The sequence below is a fragment of the Flavobacterium pectinovorum genome (assembly GCF_022802975.1).
GTDB classification, from domain to species: domain Bacteria; phylum Bacteroidota; class Bacteroidia; order Flavobacteriales; family Flavobacteriaceae; genus Flavobacterium; species Flavobacterium pectinovorum_B.
The window spans coordinates 256,187-276,202 of sequence record NZ_JAFEVZ010000001.1 but is presented as its reverse complement, the minus strand read 5'-3'; the positions used below and the strand labels follow the sequence as shown (position 1 = coordinate 276,202).

Here is a 20,016-nt window from a genome sequence, read left to right as displayed (position 1 = left end):
TAACCGAATAATCAAATTAATAATCAGGTGGGAACACCATAAAACAGAGGAAAAATGAAATGAGAAAAATGAAAACAATTCTAAGTAAGTACAACTTATTGTTGGTACTACTGGTTTCGTTAGTTATTACTTCTTGTAGTAACAACGAAGATGGCGATACTTCGGCAGGGCTTGAAGATGGAAAAAGTACCGTAATCAGGGATTTGGCAGGAGATACTAACGGTTCGATGGGCGAAGGAGTAGATGGAAAAACAAAAAAAGGTTTTGATACTTTTCTTTTTCGCTTTAGCGATAAAAAGCAAATATGGATTCGCAATGCAGCCGATTCTACCCAATATTTAAAAACTAAAGACTGGGATATTGCTTTTACAGGACCGTATAACAGTGAGGTATATGTTAATAAAGGAAGTTATCAATACAATCCGGGATATGGCGGTTCTGCTACCAGTGCTGTAGTAAAAATAGACAATCCGTATGCAGAGGTTACCGAGGCACCATCTGACCAAGAATTTTCAGCCAGCGAAATCAATAAAATTGGTTGGGCATTTAGTGATGCTGCTAACGGATGGTTTTTCTACAGTCTTGATACCCATCTTATGATTCCTATTAAAAACAGAACTTATGTAATACACCTTCCTGACGGAAAATATGCAAAGTTGGAATTGATTAATGCCTATCAGGGAAATCCACCCACGGTTACTAATTTAAACTGGCCTGCACCCTATTTTACCTTTAGGTATTTTGTACAAAATGACGGAAGTAAAAATTTAAAAACTAAATAAATTATGAATATGAAAAACAATTTTAAAAAGAAGGTGCTGTTAAAGGCATTGCTGTTGTCTTTTCTCAGTGTGCTATTTTTAGCATCCTGCTCTAATGACGATGAGCCTGTTAAAGATGATGATGTCGAAATTATTGATGACACTCCTTCTTCAACCTCTAATTATTATAAAGTACTTAGGGCAGAAAACTTTGGCTATACCCTTGCTGATGGCAATGAGCTTGAAGACAAGGCGGTTTTATATTACAGTCTGGTAGATAATAAAGCGGTTGGAAGTGAGTATAGAAAAACCTCTAGATGGGATTTGGGTTTTAGCGGACTGTATAGTAGTTTTTTATCAGGGAATAATGGTGCTAATACAGGAAATTTAGGATCAGGAAATTCAGCAATAGGTGGAATTTATATTGTAGAACAAGCTTTTGATGAGGTTGTTAATGTTCCGAATGATGCTGTATTTAAAACTGGTGATCGAATATATGGTACAGATGATGCTGGTGATTTTGGAGGAGGAGTAGGCTGGTACTTATATGATTTTGACGGTATATTTGTACGAGATGGTGCTTATGATAATGCACATATTGCTTATGCTTTGGGAGAACCTTTGTTATTAAAAAGTGGTAATACGGTTCCAGCCCGTACCCTTATTGTTAAAACTGCCAAAGGCGATTATGCTAAAATTAAAATGATCTCGGTTTATAAAGATATTTTGAAGCGCGAAGATTATACAAGAAAATCACCTAAAATGTTTTTTACGTTTGAGTACGTATTGGTTCCTAAAGGAAGTACCAAATTTGAAATTAAAAAATAAATTGATTAAAATCCTTAAAATAGTAGACTTTATGTTTTTTTGAAAGATTATTAACTTTTCTTTTGGAGTATAAATATTATTTTTATCAAGTCTAAATAAAAACATGTAAATGAAAAAATTATTAAAATATTGCACATTCTTACTAATGGCTAATATATGCTTATTAAGCTGTACTAAAGAAGAAGACGTTACCGAAATAACGACCGACCAGACTAAAAACAAAATCATTAGTTATAGCATTACAAATCCAGGAAAAAAAGAGGCTATCTATAGCGCAGTAGATCATGAAGCTAAAACCATTACTGCTTATTTACCGGCTTATTACCAGCTAGGATTTATGGAAGTGGCTATAGAGTTACCTCAGGGTACTACTATTTCACCTTCTGCTGAAGAATTAGTACCGGTATTTAGCGAAAAACCATTGGAATATACGGTAAAAGCAGCCGATGGTACTAGCGCTAATTATACTCTAAAAGTGGTGATCCAGTATCCTGATATAACATTAAAGGAATTGGGGATAAATGCAAAAGGAGAAATCGTTGTGCCTAAAATAAATAATCTAATTACAGTTACAGGGAAGAATTTTTTTCCTTCAAGTGCCGTAACCAAGCTCTATCTTGTGGATAAAGAGGGTAACAAGGTATGGACAAATTATTCTATGATAGAGGAAAATAGTTCCAGTACGTCTTTATTATTTGTTACCGATCAAAAAGCGGAAACTTATATTGAGTTCATTAAAGACAAAACAACGGAATATTACTTTCAGTTAGAATCTTATGGTATCGTTAAAACCATGATGTATCCTGTAACTTTTAAATAAAAATTAACAACTATCGGGCGGCATTATTAATAATTGTTTGATTATAAATTTAAAATTATGAAAAAAATATTTTTAACATTATCATTAATGACTGCTATGTTCTTTGTTTCATGTGATCAAAACTCAGCAGATGATGAGGTACAGGGCAGTACCTTGTCTGCTCAAGCCACTCTAAACAGTCAGGCTAAATTAGCTTCAAATGCGTTAACAGAGGAGTTATGCGTTTCAGTATCAGACAGTGCAGTTGTTAATAAGGTTACGGCTGGTTCTTCAGGAAACTATTGTTTTTGGGGACAAACAACTAAATCAATAGGTGCTGTGAGTGTACAATTTGAAGGAATGTATGGTAGTGGTATTCGTCCGCTTACACCAGGCTGGTATATTGGGGTGGTAGATCCTAGCTATGCCTGTGAAGACGGTTGGGATACTATCGCTAGTGAAATTGCTGTTAAGAATGATACAATTTCAGATTATGTAGGTAATGCTCCTACTTGTACTCCTGTAATTGTTCCTCAAAATGTAGTAGGTGCTATTGGATCTGTTGGTACTTATGATTTTAAGCTAGGCTATTATACTTATGCGTCAACAGCTTTTAACATTACTAAGAAAATAGTAATCTGGAAAGATCCATCTGCTACATCAGCTACAGCTATTACAGATCCTGTTAATGCAACTGAAGCTTATCTTGTAGAAGTCACTAACATTGTACCTACATTTACGTCATCACCATTCTATGGTACAGTAAGTTATACCTATACTAAAATTAAATAGTATAAAAAAATGCCCGAACTGGCGGTTCGGGCAAAAATGTCTAATAAAAAACCGCTGTCCGATAGTTTAAAAAATAACAGGCTTTAGTTTGAGGCTGTAAAAATAATAAAAAAAGCCTGCCCTCTTTTTTTGAACAGATAATTTAGAACCGTTTTAAATTTAGATTACGGTTTAGTAAAAGCATATATAGTTTTTTTTAAACCATATAAGTCATATAAGATAAGATTAAAAAAACTTAAATGAACTTCTATTTTACTTTAGAATAAAAGGCAAAAAAAACTTATATGTCTTATATGTTAAAAAAATAAATAACTCTTTATAAAAAAATAAAATGAAACAGAATCAATATAAAAATAACTTTTTTTCCTTTATGACTGTAGCTATTACAGCCCTAGTATGTATGACCTCCTGCGATACCGAATACAATACCACCTATGTATCAGGCGATGCGGATATAAAAAGCTTCACCGTACAGGAATTTGAAGACCAGCAACCCATTCAGGCTGCCATAGTAAATGATACTATAAAGATTTTATGGGTAAGCTACCATGACATGCCCGAAACTATTACTCCAACGATCGTATTGTCAGACAAAGCGGCAATAAGCCCTAAAGCTGCTGTTGAAATCCCTTTTAAAACTGGTGAAAAATATACGGTAACTTCTGAGGCAGGGACTACTAAACAATATACCCTAGAGGTCGATTTTCGCCAGCCCCAGCCTAAAACAGCGATATTTTCTACAGGAGGAACTATAGGAGGATCTTCAGCATTTGTATATAGTATTGCCGGCTCAAGTATCGATAATCTATGGTTTAATTTAGAACAAACCCGGGTATATCTAGTTTCAGCAGCCGATAAAACTACTGAATACGATTGTGATATTGCCTATTTTGGTGATGGTAAAGGTTCAAATCCTTTTATGAATACTGGATTGTATTATTACCTTCCTACTAATGTACCCGTAGGTAAATACGACTTGCGTATTAAAAATGGTGAGTATATTGTAAGAAGTGCTACCGAAGCCAACTGGTTTAATTTTACAATTACTGAGCCTACAACAACGGCAATTTCTACTTATATTTATGGTTCAACTGCAACAATAGGTGGTAATTTTAACATCCGAGGTACAAAATTAGATACCCTTAAAGATTTCTTTATTTCAATAGGAAGTGCAGGTACACGTTATCAGTTGGAAGTTGTATCACGTACAGACTATTCAGTAACTTTAAAAGTGCCCGTAGGTACGCCAGCTGGAAATTACACTAGCGTCATTGCTTTAAAAGAAGACGCAACTCAAGTATCGAGGTCTACACTTATTATAGTTAAAGAATAAAAAAACAAGTTAAAAATAAAACCACTATTTTTTTAAGATAGTGGTTTTCTGTTATGTAAAACACAGAATAAAAAAGATTCGATTACTCATTAAGAGCCTTTTTGAATTTATAAGAAAAAGAAATTTTCTTTCCCCGTCCCTAAAGGGTGGAAAATTTCCTGAAAATTCATCAAAATTTCACCCTTTAGGGTTTGGGGAAATTAATTTTGATGAATTTAAACAAGCTCTAAATAAATTTGCATAATCCGCGATTAAAAAAACATAGATCACATAGATTTACACAGATAAATAAATCTTTAGAATCTTTTTAATCTGTGGCTAAAAAAAAATCCGCTCAGCGGTCTAGTTAAGAAACAAATTAAAATAAATCAATATGTTAAGCACACAAATTAAAGAGGCCACAAAAGAAGGTCATCAGGAAACGGAGAAAAAAGTTGTACTTCGTATTAAGAATATCAATGATAACGAAGATTATGTAGAATTACTAAAATGCTTTTATGCCTATTTTAATACGGTTGAAAAAGCAATCGCACCTTACATCAATACTGTATTACCGGATTATAACGAACGTCGTAATTCATCCTACATCAAAGCAGATATTGAAGAGCTCGGTGGCAGTATCGACAAATTGCCGGCAGCTACTGCAACAGAAATAAAAGATGCTATACAGGCAATGGGAGCTTTATATGTATTAGAAGGTTCCATTATGGGTGGACCGTACATTGTACAAATGCTACAAAAGAAAGGTATCGAAAAAGGATTTTCTTTCTTTAGTGGTTATGGTTCTGAATCCGGACTCAAATGGGCTTCGTTTACAGCAGCATTAAACATTCTTCCAAAAACAGAATCCGATATTGCAAAAGCGGTAGATGCCGCCAGAGAAACTTTTAAAAAATTTGGCGAAGTATTCGAAACAACTTCAACGGTACAGGCATAATAGCTAAAAGGATTAAATTTTTTATGGGTTATAGTGTTTATTATTGATAAAAACCACATAAATAAAAACGTTTTAACATCAATGATTATCAAAAGAAAAAAAATTGACACTTAGAACTTACCTGAAAAGGCTCAACCGGAAGACAATCTGCTTCAGTAAAAGTTTGGTCGTTCTTATTACTGGTTTGAGTTTGAGTTTTTAAAAACAATTATTTAAAAACTCCATTTAATAAATTAATCAATAAGATAACCCTATAAAACCTTGTCAGTCTTTTATTAAAAAAAACTATGATCCTATTTGAAGTTAAATTAAAACGCAAACGTAATAATCAATGATCATATAATAATCCTCAAAAAACTGGTTAGATATTTCGATGCTTCCCGCTACTAAGTAAAGCTTCAGAGAAATCTGGAGCTTTTTGTTTTACCAATTAACAACTCCCATCATACTTCTTCTTTTCATAAATCAAAAAACCATATAATTCTTTCATGATTTTAGTTAATCATTTCTTAATCTGTTGAGAAAATCATTTGTATTCCTATAAATTCGTCCTGTTATTTAGCATGAAATTAGCTATGTTTTAAAAATGGCTCATTAGAATTACATCCCAAAAACAACTTAGTAACAAAAAACGTGATTTATACCACACTTTTAAATATTGCTGTTTTTCAAGGAATAGTTTTAGGTTTCATTATTTTAAAATCTTCCTTATTCAATAGCAATTCAAATAAATATCTAGCATACTTACTATTTGCTCTTTCGATTATTTTACTAAATCATGTTTTCGAACTTCAAGATGTATTTAAATCCTATCCTTTATTAGTTTTTATAGACGCTTTCGATTGGGTATTTCTATTACCTGTTTTCACATTTCTGTTTATCATAAACCGCATTGATGATACAGTAAAAAACAGACAAAAAACTTATTTGTATTACATTCCATTTGTCTATAACAGTATTCTTACTGTTGGAGTCTATCTTGACATTGTAGCAGGAATTTATAAAATTCCTGAGTCCTACATGTATCTAATCAATATACTTAGGATGATTCAGTTTTTATTGGCCGTTATCATCGTCCTGTTTCTGCCTCTTTACTCCTATTTTATGATCAAATATTTAAAGGATCCTCAAGAAAAAAAATGGGTCATTACTTTATTGACTTTCATGTATATGCTGTTAGTTTTTTGGCTAACTACCTATATGGTTGGCTGGTTTTTCCAATTAGATGTTTCTTCTATTATGAGTGTTCTTGGTTTATCTGCAACATTTATAATTCATTGGACAGCTTATATTGGTATTTACAAATATAAATTGGCAAAAAACAAGGAAGCTATTTTCAATTTTTTAAACAATGATTTAGCTATTTCTTCTTCCCATCTACAAATTATAGAAAATAATAACGTAGAAGAATATCGACAATCAATAACGGCAGATAATCTCTATTTTCAAAAACTGGAACTTCTTTGCAAAGAGCAGCACATTTATACCGACAGTACATTAAACAGAGAAAAAGTAGCCGAAAAACTAAGTATAAGCCCAGGATATCTTTCGCAAATTATGAATGCCATAACAGGAGATAACTTTGCCAATTACATTAATCAATACCGAGTTGAAGCGGTTAAGGAAATGATCTCAAATACTGAATACGAAAACTATAATTTGCTGGCAATGGGACTCGAATCAGGCTTTACTTCAAAAGCGACTTTTTACAAAGCCTTTAAAAAACATACAGGACAAACACCTAATGAGTATAAAAACACTAGTAAATAGGTATTAATTTATCCATTTTTAAGCTTTTGAGACCTTTTCTAATTTTTCTTATATGAATTTTGGGCTTAAATAATTCAAATTAATTTTTATGAAAAAAAACTTTTTACTGCTTATTGTTTTGTTTATCTTTTATTCTGCTAAAGCACAAAATGAAACTGATCCTTATCAGAAAAATAATGAAATTAAGTTAAATGCTCTTGCTCCTTTATGGCAATCTTTTGAGGTTGGTTACGAAAGACATTTAAATCATAATTCATCTTTGGGACTCTCTTTTTACTATGTATTAGACAATACAAAAAATGAAAAGGATTTAAATTATTCAATATCTCCGTATTACAGAAGATATTTTGGTAAAAAATACGCATCAGGCTGGTTTGTTGAAGGATTTGGAATGCTGGCTTCAACAGATGGCAAAAAAATATACGCTTCAGAAGATCATTCCATATATACCGAGAATCCCGACGTTATTAATTTTGCTCTCGGAGCCGGCGGAGGCTGGAAATGGGTCAGTAAAAGCGGATTTCTTTTTGAAGCAAATGTTGGTTATGGCGGTATATTAATCAATGCAAATAAAACAGACCACACTATTGTAGCAAAATTTGGACTCAGTGCTGGATATAGATTTTAATAAAACTTATAATTCAATCTAAAAAAAACGTCAAATTCTTGCGACAACTTTATTAAAATCATTCATAAACTGGTTAGATATTTGAATGCTTCCCAATACCAAGTAAAGCTTCAGAGAAATCTGGAGCTTTTTACTTAATTTCTTACTCATGCTTTATTAGTTATCTTTTACTTTAGCATAAATATCAAGACTTATAAACTTGCCATTTTTAATTTCACAGTCTTTCATAGTTCCTTCGTATTGAAAGTCAAGTTTAGCCAATGCGTTTTTACAATTCTTATTTTCCGACTCAACAAATCCTTCAATTCTGTTAAGTCCTAAATTTTCAAATCCGTAATTACAAATTAACGGCATTGCTTCTTTCATAATTCCATTGCCCCAAAAATTTGAAAGCAACCAAAACCCAATTTCTGCTTTTTTATGTTCTTTACTTAAATTATTTAATCCGCCCGCTCCGTAGAATATTCTGTTGTCAGCCGAGCAAATCGCAAACCAAATTCCTGTATCGTTTTTTTCAAGGTCAGCAAAAAAAATCATTTGTTCTTTAGTTGCTTCCAATGTTTGAAAACTCACCCCATAATATTTAATAACTTCCGGATGTGAAAGTCCTTTGAAAACATTTTCAAGATCACTATCTACAAATTGCCGCAGTAAAAGCCTTTCGTTTTTTATAGTTGGAAATTGTCTCTTCATGATTTTTTTGTTTGTTTGGAATTATCAGTTTTAGACGTCAAGGACTGACTGCTAACTTATTTATTATACTTGACAAAGGCATCCAAATTTGGGTAGATATGTGTGATAAATTTCACATATAATTTACTTTCAAATATATTTTTTTTTCGAAACAAACTATTAACAAGGATTTGAAATTTGATTTGAAAGATTATTAGAAATGCAAAAAATCAGAGACCTTTGCGTAACTTTTCATAAGAAACTCCCAGTCTGGCGTGAGGGCAATGTCATTAAGTTAAGAGATTTTAGATTGAGGATTAACGATTTTTGATTTCAGATGTAAAAAACCTTTTAAAATCAACAATCTAAATATTTAGCCAAACCAAATCTGAAATCAAAAATCAGCAATCATTTTATCATTTAATCCTTAACTTAATGACATTGCGCTAACAGCAGCGGATTTACTTGTATTTATAAAAAAGTAATTTAACCTTTTTCAATTAGTCAGTGATTAATTTAAATTTTACAGGTTGAAAAAATATATTGGAATTTTTCTCAAAATAAATTCCATTTTCTTTTTCATCTAATTTTACCTTGTAATTATGAATTATGGTAGTTTCTGCAATCACATTTACCTGATAAGTATCTCCAATTTTGTTTTCTGTTGCTATATCCTGAACAATACCATTAATTACAACCGATTTAGGAACAACAGCAGCGTCATTTAATTTAAAACTAACTACATATCCTCTTTCACTATTCCTGTTATAACTTTTATACGTTTGGTTTTTAATGTCTAAAAGTTGTGCTGAACAGGAAAAAAGAAAAAAAAATCCGAAAGAAAACAATAAAAACACGGCTTTTGGAATACTATTTTTCATACTTTTGTCGTTTTATACCCACAAATTTAACTTAAAAACGATTGAAAAAACAATGAAATTAAAATATATTATTAAAACATTACTTGTAGGATTGGTTTTTACAGCTTGCAGCAAAGATTCTGATTCTGACACTAATGAAATCACACCTACCGAGCCAGACAAAATTAACAACTTTGTTTGGAAAGCAATGAATTCCTGGTACTACTGGCAACCCAACGTTGCCAATTTATCCGACAGCAAAATCACTTCTACCACAGCATATAACAATTTTATTAACGGAAAAACTCCCGATGCACTTTTTTATTCACTTCTATATCAAAGAGGAACTGTTGATAAATTTTCCTGGATTGAAAACAGTAATGAGATTGTGCAGGTTTCAAGAATTGCAGAAGTAGAAAAAAAAGGTGGTTTTGACTATGGAATTTATCCTAAAGATGCATCTCTTACAAATATGGTAGCTTTGATTAATTACGTAGTTCCTGGTTCGCCAGCAGCTTTGGCAGGATTGAAAAGAGGCGACGTTATTACAAAACTAAATGGAAGCCAGCTTACGTCAAGTAATTATGACCAACTAGAAAACACGCAATTCACCATTACTTTGGCAGCAAGCGTGGATATTAGAAACGGTAGTTTAGTAACCACAGACAAAGCAGGAACTGTAACTGTAACAAAAGCCGAAATTGACGAAAATCCGATTGCTTATTACGAAAAGAAAGTATATGGCGCAAAGAACATTGGTTATCTGGTTTTTAATGCTTTTAAATCAGATTATAATGACGAACTCAATGCGGCTTTCGCTAAAATGCAATTGGATGGAATTAACGAATTGGTTTTAGATTTAAGATACAATGGCGGCGGTTCATTAGAAACTGCAGTTGCTTTGGCGCAAATGATTAACGGAAGTTTTACCAATAAACCTTATATTTACTTAGACTTCAATAACAAGCACAATAATGAAGACGGCTATGAAAACCTTTCTGAAAAAGTAAGAATTTTTAACCTGGTTGAAAACGAACCCACTTTTCAAAGAGAAGAAAGTGTAAACAGCCTTGCTTTGACAAAAATATATGTGCTGGTAAGTTTTCAAACCGCTTCTGCCAGCGAGCTCACCATACAATGTCTAAAAAAATACATTAACGTAATCACAATAGGCGAAGAAACTGTAGGTAAATTTGTAGGATCTAACACACTATACGATTCTCCTGATCATAATTATATCTCCTATGCCAATCGAAGCACTGAACACAAATGGCAATTGCAACCTATTACCTTTTCATATTATAACAAAGATAAAGACGCAAATCCAACGAAAATTGAACCTGATCACGAAATAAATCCTTACAGTACTTTCTTAAATCTGGTTGAATTTGGAAACGTAAAAGATCCTTCTTTAAAGAAAGCTCTCGAATTAATTACAGGTCAAACCATGCGGACTACAGCAAAAACCACCAATCCTCCTTTGTCCTTAAGAATTGAAAATCTTGCTGCATTCAACCCTACAAATACGGCCAAAGGTTTGTATATCGAGGATTTTAAAAGATTGAAAAAACAATAAACAGCAACAAAATTAAATTTAGAAATTAAAATCATCAAACCCGCTCTCTGAAAGAGTTCCTTTCTAACGAAGCTGTCTGAAAAGGCAGCTTCGTTCTATTTTAACCCATTGGGTGAAATTGATTAAAATATTGATTTGATTATAAAAAGTATAAAAATTGGAAGTGAAACATCATTTATAACTTAAGAAATTGATGTCATCCTGAGCGGAGTCGAAGGCTTTTGAACACGAAAGGGCTTCACCTAAGTTTATACTGAGCAAAGCCGAACGGACTCAGCCTGACACTCATTTTTAATTTCACCCAACGGGTTCTATTTTATAAATTCCCAAACATCGAGGACTTATAGTTGGTTGATAAATTTACATTAAGAACACTTAGAATAATCCTAAAATTTTTGACAGATTTATCAAATTGTTTAGGATTTTAGTCACTAAACGTTAAAATCATTTGTACAGTGTTATCGTATCACTCAGGTTTTCTTTATTGATAAATGCTGTGATATATTCCTGAACTTCAGTAGTTGCTTCACTTGGTGTTTCAAATGAATTGATGTGAAATTCATCATCCTGATCCAGAATATGTATTATTTCTGTGTATCCTTTAGAGATTAAACTTCCTTTTAATCTAATTATATTCAACTGCTGCTGCCCATTTAACTCTTTACGAACTTTTAGTTTTATAGCTTTATCCATAGTAAATATTTTTAAATTAATAAACCGTTTAATTAATTCAAATGTAACTATTAATCACTTAAAAGCAATCATTAAAACAAGCTATAAAATATTATTTATCAACACATTAATAACATTTAAAAAAATATTAAAATCGTCATCTACGCCCAATAAGAATTAGATTTTTTTCATTCATAACTTTCATAATTGATATATAAAATACAATTTGGCAGTATTTCTTTCATAGTAATGACATGGTCTAAAAGATATTCTCTATCAGGATTTTCAGAAGTAACATGCAGCTCTTTTAAATTTTGAAGATTAGATAATCCCGGCAGATCTTCTAATTGTATTTTTGTTTTTAAAATATCTAAATATTCTAAATCAACCAATTTATTAAAATAAGGAATCGATTTATTGGTGATATTTTTATGATCTCTTAAAGTAAGCTGCTTTAATTTTTGAACAGTACTGATATACTTTACCCCTTCATCAGTAATGAGAGTGAATTTAAAATAGAACTGATTAATAACTGGAATTCTGGATGTTATGTAAAATAAAAATTCATCATCTGTATCATCATCAATACCTCTAAAACCTTCCGTTTCTAAAGGAATATCAGCCAGGCTGCCAATGTTGAAACGGTTTCGCCAAAAGTGTTTTTCTTTTCCTTTTAGATGCATAACGAGATAGGTTTAATTTATTTTTTAAAATTCAAATGGTTTTAAATCTTCAGTATCCCTGGCAATAGGAATACCTGCGGGATCCAGAATCATAGCTTCCTGAATATCTGTTTTATGAAGTGTAGCACCACTTGCAATCATTCTGTAGCCATTTTCATATTCGGTAAAATAGCCCGATGTAAAAGCATAATAACCGTTTGGCAAAAGTACTCTGGTTTCATGCTGAAATCCCCAGGAAATTACTCTTTGGTTGAGGATGTAGTTTTCAAAAGCTTCACTGAAGAGTTGTGTCATATTTCTATATTCTGTATTTTAAATTATTTTTTATTTAACCCGTTGGGTGAAATAAAAAATGAGTTTCAGGCTGAGTCCATTCGTCTTCACTCAGGATAAACTTAGTCGAAGCCCTTTCGTGTTCAAAAGCCTTCGACTCCGCTCAGGATGACATCAATTCCTTAAGTTACAAATGGTGTTTCACTCCCAATTTTTATACTTTTTATAATCAAATCAATCTTTTTAATCAATTTCACCCAACGGGTTTTTATTTATAAATTTAGCATAAGTGCCAAAATCTGGATTATAGATATAAATACTGTTAAAAACCTTCCTGTTTCCGTTTATTATAAACTCACACGAATAACTTTGTTGTGGGTAATTTATTGGTTTTTCTTTTCATAACATTTAAGTTTTTAAATGGACAACAGAAACTATAAATATAAAAAGATTAGTTTCATAAATACTTTTTAAAATCTACAAAAAAAGTACAGTTTGGAAAAATATCCTCGAGTACGATTAAATGTTCTAAAATACGCTCATTATCTAAGTCAGAAAATGAGCCGTCATCAGCTTTTATAGCTGAAGAAACATACAATTCTTTAAGGCTTTTTAATTGATCTAATGCAACCAAATCTTCCAATATAATTCCGGTGTCCCAAATATCCAGATACTCCAAATCAACAAGTTTGTTAAGATATGGTAAACTCGCTTTTGTGATTTTGGGATGTTTCATGAGCGTAAGATCTTTTAGTCCCTGCAATTTCGAAATATGCTTGACACCTTCATCAGTTATATAAGTTTCTTTGAGATATATAGAATTCATAATCCTTACTTTATCAGTAAGCATAGCAAAATAGTCATCATTGTATTCCGGATCATCAACCCCTGATATCCCAGATACTTCTGTAGGGATATCTTTTGAATCTTTGATTTGCCCAAAATGCCACCAAAATTGTTTTTCTATACCTTTGAGCTTCATATCAATTAGTTTTTTTTCGAATTGAAAAATAGTAATGCATCATGTTGATTTTTTTATGCAAATGTCTCTCAGTTTTTTAAAATACTCCAAAGCTTTAGTGTCATACTTTTTTAAAGGAATAATCTGATTTTTTTCATGAATTAAAGTACCTTCCTGATATTCTTTGATAATACTTTTTCTATCGGTGGTGAAAGTAATGGCATAAAATCCTTCTTTGGTTTTAGTCATCACAATATCTTGTATTCCTGAAAGCAGGATTCTTACTGTAAAACGTTCCGTCTTGTTTCCCTTTTTTATAAAAATGGGATAACTCATTGTACAGTCCTTAAATTCAATTTGATAAATACTTCTCTGAGATTCTTTTCCTGCTGTTTTATATTTTATGTGCTGATAGCTTAAAGTATTTGCTATGTGTTTTTGAAGCACTTCTTTTGACTGCGCTTGAACAATGGTCACAAAAATAATAAATATGTATCTTAAAAATCGTTGCATTATTACTATAAACTATTCTTTTAAAAGTTAAAAACCTGAGACACCTTGGTATTGCTTATCCTACAAGTTTTTTTCACCTCCTATCAATACTAATGATCGAATACCTACAAGATAAAAAAATCTTGCAGGAATATTAATCAACATCATTAATTTGCAAATCATTTTGTATTGGATTAATCGAACTCAGGTTAAAAATTAAGATTACTGATAATCCTTGCATTTTGACAACATTCCAATAAATACAAGTTTAACAACAGAGTACAGTTTCTTTGCCTGTAAATTTAAATATTTAATTACCTAAAAATTACTCAATTACATTTCCGTTTTTATCTATATAATAGGCATCCCCTAAATAAACATAAACTTTTGCTTTCCCATCCTTAAAATCATCAACCATATTATATTTTGGCGGAATAACTACAACTCCTTTTTTGTCAATAAAACCACAAATATCATTACCATAAGTGCCATAAATACTAATACGGGCAAGTCCTTCAGAGAATAAACTTGCAGAATTATACTTTAGTGGGATAATTAGCTTTCCGGATTTATCGATAAATCCCCATTTATTATTTTGTTGAACAGCCACAAGCCCTTCTGAAAAGCTCTTAGTTTCATCGTATATCGGCAGGATAATTTCTTTTCCTGTCTGATCGACAAAACCCCATTTACCATTCAGTCTAACCGCCGCAATCCCTTCTGAAAAGTCTTTGGAGTAACCATATTTTGGCGATATAATTTCCTTTCCGGACATATCGACATAACCATACTTATCATTGAGGCTAACTAAAATAATCCCTTCTGAAAAATCTCTGGAAAATGAATCATATTTTGGCGAGATAATTTCTTTTCCGGTTTGATCAATAAAGCCCCATTTACCATTTTGTTGAACAGCCACAAGCCCATTTTTATATTGCTGCGTAAAACCAATATTTTTAGTTTGATCATCATATTTTGGCGGGATAATTTCTTGTCCTGTCTTGTCTATAAAACCCCATTTATCATTAAGTTTAACAGCAATAAGCGCATTTTTGTAGTCTTCCGAATAATTAAGGGTGTGTTCGTAGGAATCATATTTTAGGGGAATAATTATTTTACCTCTCTGATCTTTGAAACCAAATTTACCTCTTTTAGTAAATACTTCTAAACCTTGTGCATTTACTACAAATATTGTTGCTATTAAAAAGCAAATCGTAATTAGTTTTTTCATGATTACATTGTTTTTGGTTATTGCTTATTTTTTAATTTTTCCTGTGCCGCTTTCATGGCTTCAATCTTTTTTAGATCCGGTTCTGTACATTTGTAATAATTGGCAATAGCTTGTATCTTATCTGCAGTTTGCTGATCTGGTTCAAAATCCAAACCATATAACTGTCCATCAGTTTTAGATATTAGCCAAATCGTTCTGCCTTCTAATACGATCTGGTAAGGATTCCATTTTGTTAAATCAACTTTTCGTAACAGTTTCTTATTTCTAAAATCGTAATGCAATAGATGATTTTGATAATTAAACCAAACACTTTCTGAATCAAATGCTAAAATATCGCAGTAAGCATCCTGATAAAAATCGTCAGTAGGAAACTCTTTTTCAAGATCTAACTGCAACACTTTCTTTTTGTTATTGCCTAATATCAAAAGTTGATTTTCTGTTAATACAAAAGTGTTGTTTTCATTCGTTTTAGTTTGAAAATCCGAATTTGACAGCTTGTTTTTCTTCAAAAAATCGGAAGTAATTTCTTTACTATCATGTGTTAGAAATTTATAGTTTTTTATAAAAACCTGAACGGTGTCAAGATAAGTATGCTTTTTAGATTTTGTCTTGGAAAAATTCCCATCATAATCTATTTCAAACCAGTTATCATCTTCGGCATTGGCAATCATTTTATCTTTTAAATAGACAGGCTGGATTTCTGCTCCAAATCGAATATTTTGCTGCCAGTTTAATTTATTTTCATCCAGATTATAGGCAATAAGCTGCCCTCCGTCAAAATGAACAGCGGCATACATAGTATCATTAATAAAATAAGGCTTGGCAGTTATAGATTCAAAAGGAAAGTCTTTAATTTTTTCGCCTGTATTCAGATTAAATTGTGCCGTTCTTAAAACTTCATTTTCATAAACTCCATAAAAGAAAGTGCTGCCATACAAATACGGAATCACTTCTGGTTTCACGCCTTTTATTTCCCAATTTATTCTTCTCTCTTTTTTATCAATTGAATAAACTTTTTGATTTGATGCATTGAAGAGAATAGCATCCTCTGCCATAATAATAAAACCTGAAAGTCTTTCCGATTTAAAATCATCAAATACAAAATCTGATTTATAAATCGCTGTCTGCGAAAAAGCATTACAGCAAGCAAAAAGCAGACAACATCTTAAAAAACAATAATAAATAAACTTTTTAATCATTTATGGTCTTTTTTAAGTTTGAGCCTCTCCGTATACAAAATTAGGTTATGTATAAAGCAAAAAAAATACTCCAAAATGAGTATTTTTAATAAAAAACATTAAATAAGCCCCTGAAGAATACAATTTTTTATAAGCTCTGCTGTATTTTTAGAATCTGATTTTGCTAATATATTATTTCGGTGTTTCTTAACCGTTAAAGGGCTAATGAAAAGTTTTTCGGCAATTTCAGTATTACTCAAGCCCTTCCCTATTAGTTTTATTATATCAATTTCTCTTTTAGAAAATTCTTTATTGGCTTTATTTGCTTCATCAAGACTTAGATTCATAAAAGAGGGTTCACCATTTAAGCCAATAAGAGATATTTTGTAGGTATTAAAATTGCTTAAATGATCTATTCGGGTGTGAATGTTTAATGATTTACCGTATCCTCCGCTTTCATCCATTGTAAGCATCAATGCCTGATGATTAAACAACACATAGTCTCCATTTTCTACCCGGGCTCTGTGACTGTAACTTATTTTATAGGTCAGTAATTTTTCACGTCCAATATTTTGAGAAAAAAACCGGGTAAGAAATGCCTCAGCTTTTACTACAAAATCGATGTCATCAGGATGAATAGCTCCTAAAATATCATTAAAAGTTAAAGTCTCCGGATCAAAGCCATGCATTTCATACAAAGAAGCACTCATGTGCGAAAGAGACATATCAAAAAAATCAATAATGTAAAAAGAAAATGGACCTGTACTAATAATTGAATTAGTAAGATCATCAAAAGATATTTGATTTGAAGATGTTGTTTCGACAGTTCTGTTATTCAGCCAAACATCATGCAGATTTTGTATTTCCGGAAGCATTCTGATTCAATTAAACTTTGCTAACAAATTTAACATAAAAAATGTTAAAATACTGTCATTCATACAATATCTAATACTACTTATCTCTAACCGGTATAAAACAGTCACTTCCCCTATCATTCGGGGTGTAAAATAATTCAGAATTTTCTTTAAAAAAGTGCTGTTTTAGTCAAAAAAGTGCTGTTTTCGCTATTCTTTTCCATGATTTTTCTAAAAAAAAATATTGTCTTTTAATCATACATTAAACATTAAATATTATATAAATCACGGCACAAACCCTTACAAAGCCTATATTTTCCAGATTTTTAAAATATTAACGTATAGATTATAGTATTACTATTTAATTGTACTTAAAAAAACATATACAAAAAAAAACAGGATAGTGCAGGATAGAATTAGCAACAGAACCCATTAGGTTTGACGTATCAGTATTTACTAAAAAAAAGTTAAAAAAATAGCCTTTACAATTATATAAATTAACCAAGAATGAAGAAAAAAATTCACCAACTACTTGTCTTTTCATTTTTAGTCCTTCTGTCAAGCTGCAGCAAGGATGCCTACGATGATTACTATGGGCGACCAGACTCTTTAGAACCACCTATCTACCAGCAACTGGAAGCACGCGGCAATTTTAAAAATCTTTTGGTTTTAATAGAAAAAGCAGGATACAAAGATATCTTAGGTAAAGCCGGTTATTGGACCATGCTTGCTCCTAATGATGAGGCCTTTGCTAAATATTTTCAAGAGCAGGGTATTACAGATGTAAACAAAATCGACGCTGAAACTGCCGGAAAAATTGTTCGATACGCTCTTATTTACAATGCTTTTAGAGAAGAAAAAATGTCAGATTACCAATCTGGAACAGGCTGGGTGATAGACAATGCTTTTAGAAGAAGAACAGCATATTATGATGGTTTTATATCTAAAACAATTAATGGACAGCCTAAAATATTTGTGAACGCTAACCGTAACGGCGGTTTTTATGCTATTGGAGATAATAATAACAAATACATCACTTATTTTACAGATGAGTATTTCACAGCAAAGGGTTTAAGTTCTGCCGACTTTAAATACTTCTATCCAAATGCTGAATATACAGGATTTAATGTTTTTGATTCGAAAGTTACTGAAGCTGACATTGTTGCTGAAAACGGAATCATTCATGAGGTTAATAAGATTAATCTTCCGTTAGTTACGCTGGATCAATATTTAGAGCAAAAACCACAATACAGTAAGTTTCGTGAATTACTGGAAAATTATGGACTTACCAGATATGTTTTTAGTCAGGATGCAACAAATGCTTACCGCAATTTTACAGGTAAATCAGAAAATGTTGAGATTAAACTTTATGACCCTCTTTTATCGTTTTCGCCAAATAACGAAAATTACTTAAAACAGGCTGATAATGACGGACAAAGTGACTTATACACTATGTTAGTACCAGAAAATCCTGCTTTAGAAAACTTTATCAACACGATTTTACTTAAAAACTACCCTTCTCTTAATGTGCTTCCACAATACATATTTAGAGATTTCATTAATGCTCACATGGTTCAAAATGCTGTTTGGCCATCAAAAGGACAAGCTTATAACAATGCTCTAAATGAAAATTTAAGATTTAATTTTAATAGTGATATTAAAGAAGCTAAAATCCTGAGTAACGGATTCTTTTATGGTACAAGCAAAGTTCAAAAATCGAATTTATTTTACAGCGTTTATACGTCGGCTTATTTAGATCCAAAATTCACTATGGCTACCCGATTGATGAATGACGGATCCGGGTTAAAGGAAATGATTAGCAATATCAATACAAGATACACCTTGTTTTTGCCATCGGATGCCAAGCTTATGGAGATGGGATTTGGATATAATTCTACCCTTTCATTATGGACCTATATTAATCCCGCAGTTGGGGGATCATCTGTTGCAAGTTCTGTTGCCAGAGCCCGTTTATTGCGTATCTTATACAATGGAATCGTATTAACTCCAAACGGTGAATTGAATGATTTGTCTGGTTCCGGAATTATTCGTTCCGGAGATATGGATCTTCCGGGTGAATACATTAAATGGAACAACAATAAATTATATGCTGCCGGAAATGAATTATCAGGTATTCCTGTTAATATTATTGGTCATGAAGATCAACAAAATGGAAGAACCTATTATGTTGATAATTTACTACAATTTAGTGAGGAAATGCAGGGATTAAAAATAAAACGTTTATCTGAAACACCCAATTCTGAGTATCTTTCCTTTTTTAACTATCTGAAAAACTCTAGTCTATATGATCCTGTTACAGGTAAAATTCAGGGAGTTGAGCTAGGGACATCTTACACTTTTATAATTCCTAATAATGCTGCAGTTGCGAAGGCAGTAGATGAGGAGGTTTTACCGAAATTAATCGCCCCAACTGCTCAAAATCAAAAGGATATGGTTGTAGACTTTATTCGTGCCCACATTTTAGTAAATAAAATAGCCTCAGATGACGGATTTACTACAGGAGAATTTGAAACACTAAGAAAAGATAGCTTTGATGAAAAAATATATGTGCTGGTTCAGAGTACTCCCGGTACTTTATCTTTCAGGGACTCATTTTTAAATTGGGCACATTACATCCCCTCTCAAAGTAAACACCTGGCAGACAGATCCTTGATTCATTTAGTAGATAATTATCTTACATATACGCAGCAATAAA

The 20,016-nt window shown here is 31.9% G+C and carries 21 protein-coding genes; 11 read left to right on the top strand and 10 right to left on the bottom strand.

The features are described from left to right. Positions 1-68 precede the first annotated feature (68 nt). The 9 genes from FLV_RS01145 (at position 69) to FLV_RS01105 (ending at position 7,848) form a co-directional block, all read left to right on the top strand. Entirely contained in the window at positions 69-782 is a 714-nt protein-coding gene (locus FLV_RS01145) for an HmuY family protein (RefSeq protein ID WP_243230191.1), read from the top strand. A 9-nt stretch (positions 783-791) separates the two neighbouring features. Continuing rightward, positions 792-1,589, top strand: a complete 798-nt coding sequence (locus tag FLV_RS01140; protein ID WP_243230190.1) for an HmuY family protein — start codon at positions 792-794, stop codon at positions 1,587-1,589. 145 nt (positions 1,590-1,734) lie between these two features. Continuing rightward, entirely contained in the window at positions 1,735-2,409 is a 675-nt protein-coding gene (locus tag FLV_RS01135; RefSeq protein WP_243230188.1) for a DUF5018 domain-containing protein, read from the top strand. 57 nt (positions 2,410-2,466) lie between these two features. Beyond that, positions 2,467-3,180 carry a hypothetical protein gene (locus FLV_RS01130; RefSeq protein WP_243230186.1) on the top strand — a complete coding sequence of 238 codons (714 nt, stop codon included), beginning with the start codon at positions 2,467-2,469 and terminating at the stop codon, positions 3,178-3,180. 400 nt (positions 3,181-3,580) lie between these two features. Beyond that, a complete protein-coding gene (locus FLV_RS01125) occupies positions 3,581-4,513 on the top strand; it encodes a hypothetical protein (protein ID WP_243230185.1) in 933 nt (310 codons plus the stop codon). Between the two features lie 373 nt (positions 4,514-4,886). Continuing rightward, positions 4,887-5,450, top strand: a complete 564-nt coding sequence (locus FLV_RS01120) for a biliverdin-producing heme oxygenase (RefSeq protein WP_243230183.1) — start codon at positions 4,887-4,889, stop codon at positions 5,448-5,450. Positions 5,451-5,553: 103 nt separating this feature from the next. Beyond that, positions 5,554-5,652: an IS1 family transposase gene (locus FLV_RS01115; RefSeq protein WP_243230181.1), complete on the top strand. Its 99-nt coding sequence runs from the start codon at positions 5,554-5,556 to the stop codon at positions 5,650-5,652. 431 nt (positions 5,653-6,083) lie between these two features. Continuing rightward, complete coding sequence (locus tag FLV_RS19990) at positions 6,084-7,220, top strand: helix-turn-helix domain-containing protein (protein ID WP_243230180.1); 1,137 nt, start codon at positions 6,084-6,086, stop codon at positions 7,218-7,220. 88 nt (positions 7,221-7,308) lie between these two features. Further along, positions 7,309-7,848, top strand: a complete 540-nt coding sequence (locus FLV_RS01105) for a DUF3575 domain-containing protein (protein WP_243230179.1) — start codon at positions 7,309-7,311, stop codon at positions 7,846-7,848. Positions 7,849-8,004: 156 nt separating this feature from the next. Here FLV_RS01105 and FLV_RS01100 read toward each other — a convergent pair whose 3' ends face one another. Continuing rightward, a complete protein-coding gene (locus FLV_RS01100; protein WP_243230178.1) occupies positions 8,005-8,541 on the bottom strand; it encodes a GNAT family N-acetyltransferase in 537 nt (178 codons plus the stop codon). 479 nt (positions 8,542-9,020) lie between these two features. Continuing rightward, the gene (locus FLV_RS01095) at positions 9,021-9,401 is read right to left on the bottom strand and encodes a hypothetical protein (protein WP_243230177.1); all 381 of its coding nucleotides are present in this window, start codon (positions 9,399-9,401) and stop codon (positions 9,021-9,023) included. A gap of 52 nt (positions 9,402-9,453) precedes the next feature. On the opposite strand from FLV_RS01095, the gene FLV_RS01090 reads away from it, so the two are divergent. Next, positions 9,454-10,956: a S41 family peptidase gene (locus tag FLV_RS01090; protein WP_243230176.1), complete on the top strand. Its 1,503-nt coding sequence runs from the start codon at positions 9,454-9,456 to the stop codon at positions 10,954-10,956. A 444-nt stretch (positions 10,957-11,400) separates the two neighbouring features. Here FLV_RS01090 and FLV_RS01085 read toward each other — a convergent pair whose 3' ends face one another. The 8 genes from FLV_RS01085 to FLV_RS01050 all read right to left on the bottom strand — a co-directional run bounded on the left by FLV_RS01085 (position 11,401) and on the right by FLV_RS01050 (position 17,321). Continuing rightward, positions 11,401-11,649 carry a hypothetical protein gene (locus FLV_RS01085; RefSeq protein ID WP_243230175.1) on the bottom strand — a complete coding sequence of 83 codons (249 nt, stop codon included), beginning with the start codon at positions 11,647-11,649 and terminating at the stop codon, positions 11,401-11,403. A 167-nt stretch (positions 11,650-11,816) separates the two neighbouring features. After that, complete coding sequence (locus tag FLV_RS01080; protein WP_243230174.1) at positions 11,817-12,311, bottom strand: hypothetical protein; 495 nt, start codon at positions 12,309-12,311, stop codon at positions 11,817-11,819. Between the two features lie 24 nt (positions 12,312-12,335). After that, the gene (locus tag FLV_RS01075) at positions 12,336-12,605 is read right to left on the bottom strand and encodes a hypothetical protein (protein ID WP_243230173.1); all 270 of its coding nucleotides are present in this window, start codon (positions 12,603-12,605) and stop codon (positions 12,336-12,338) included. Between the two features lie 436 nt (positions 12,606-13,041). After that, on the bottom strand, positions 13,042-13,566 hold the full coding sequence (locus tag FLV_RS01070) for a hypothetical protein (RefSeq protein WP_243230172.1): 525 nt from the start codon (positions 13,564-13,566) through the stop codon (positions 13,042-13,044). A gap of 39 nt (positions 13,567-13,605) precedes the next feature. Continuing rightward, complete coding sequence (locus FLV_RS01065) at positions 13,606-14,022, bottom strand: hypothetical protein (RefSeq protein WP_243230170.1); 417 nt, start codon at positions 14,020-14,022, stop codon at positions 13,606-13,608. A 340-nt stretch (positions 14,023-14,362) separates the two neighbouring features. Beyond that, positions 14,363-15,268 (bottom strand): WG repeat-containing protein, encoded by a 906-nt coding sequence (locus FLV_RS01060; protein WP_243230168.1) that lies wholly within the window; start codon positions 15,266-15,268, stop codon positions 14,363-14,365. Positions 15,269-15,285: 17 nt separating this feature from the next. After that, a complete protein-coding gene (locus FLV_RS01055; RefSeq protein WP_243230166.1) occupies positions 15,286-16,467 on the bottom strand; it encodes a hypothetical protein in 1,182 nt (393 codons plus the stop codon). Between the two features lie 98 nt (positions 16,468-16,565). Next, positions 16,566-17,321: a LuxR C-terminal-related transcriptional regulator gene (locus FLV_RS01050; protein WP_243230165.1), complete on the bottom strand. Its 756-nt coding sequence runs from the start codon at positions 17,319-17,321 to the stop codon at positions 16,566-16,568. Positions 17,322-17,807: 486 nt separating this feature from the next. Here FLV_RS01050 and FLV_RS01045 point away from each other — a divergent pair, with 486 nt between their 5' ends. Then, positions 17,808-20,015 carry a fasciclin domain-containing protein gene (locus tag FLV_RS01045; protein WP_243230164.1) on the top strand — a complete coding sequence of 736 codons (2,208 nt, stop codon included), beginning with the start codon at positions 17,808-17,810 and terminating at the stop codon, positions 20,013-20,015. Position 20,016 lies beyond the last annotated feature (1 nt).

Excerpts from the sequence above, each read along its gene's own strand:
- FLV_RS01145 (WP_243230191.1), top strand. The coding sequence starts at position 69 with ATGAAAACAATTCTAAGTAAGTACAACTTATTGTTGGTACTACTGGTT.
- FLV_RS01140 (WP_243230190.1), top strand. The coding sequence starts at position 792 with ATGAAAAACAATTTTAAAAAGAAGGTGCTGTTAAAGGCATTGCTGTTG.
- FLV_RS01135 (WP_243230188.1), top strand. The coding sequence starts at position 1,735 with ATGGCTAATATATGCTTATTAAGCTGTACTAAAGAAGAAGACGTTACC.
- FLV_RS01130 (WP_243230186.1), top strand. The coding sequence starts at position 2,467 with ATGAAAAAAATATTTTTAACATTATCATTAATGACTGCTATGTTCTTT.
- FLV_RS01125 (WP_243230185.1), top strand. The coding sequence starts at position 3,581 with ATGACCTCCTGCGATACCGAATACAATACCACCTATGTATCAGGCGAT.
- FLV_RS01120 (WP_243230183.1), top strand. The coding sequence starts at position 4,887 with ATGTTAAGCACACAAATTAAAGAGGCCACAAAAGAAGGTCATCAGGAA.
- FLV_RS01105 (WP_243230179.1), top strand. The coding sequence starts at position 7,309 with ATGAAAAAAAACTTTTTACTGCTTATTGTTTTGTTTATCTTTTATTCT.
- FLV_RS01100 (WP_243230178.1), bottom strand. The coding sequence starts at position 8,541 with ATGAAGAGACAATTTCCAACTATAAAAAACGAAAGGCTTTTACTGCGG.
- FLV_RS01095 (WP_243230177.1), bottom strand. The coding sequence starts at position 9,401 with ATGAAAAATAGTATTCCAAAAGCCGTGTTTTTATTGTTTTCTTTCGGA.
- FLV_RS01090 (WP_243230176.1), top strand. The coding sequence starts at position 9,454 with ATGAAATTAAAATATATTATTAAAACATTACTTGTAGGATTGGTTTTT.
- FLV_RS01085 (WP_243230175.1), bottom strand. The coding sequence starts at position 11,649 with ATGGATAAAGCTATAAAACTAAAAGTTCGTAAAGAGTTAAATGGGCAG.
- FLV_RS01080 (WP_243230174.1), bottom strand. The coding sequence starts at position 12,311 with ATGCATCTAAAAGGAAAAGAAAAACACTTTTGGCGAAACCGTTTCAAC.
- FLV_RS01075 (WP_243230173.1), bottom strand. The coding sequence starts at position 12,605 with ATGACACAACTCTTCAGTGAAGCTTTTGAAAACTACATCCTCAACCAA.
- FLV_RS01070 (WP_243230172.1), bottom strand. The coding sequence starts at position 13,566 with ATGAAGCTCAAAGGTATAGAAAAACAATTTTGGTGGCATTTTGGGCAA.
- FLV_RS01060 (WP_243230168.1), bottom strand. The coding sequence starts at position 15,268 with ATGAAAAAACTAATTACGATTTGCTTTTTAATAGCAACAATATTTGTA.
- FLV_RS01055 (WP_243230166.1), bottom strand. The coding sequence starts at position 16,467 with ATGATTAAAAAGTTTATTTATTATTGTTTTTTAAGATGTTGTCTGCTT.
- FLV_RS01050 (WP_243230165.1), bottom strand. The coding sequence starts at position 17,321 with ATGCTTCCGGAAATACAAAATCTGCATGATGTTTGGCTGAATAACAGA.
- FLV_RS01045 (WP_243230164.1), top strand. The coding sequence starts at position 17,808 with ATGAAGAAAAAAATTCACCAACTACTTGTCTTTTCATTTTTAGTCCTT.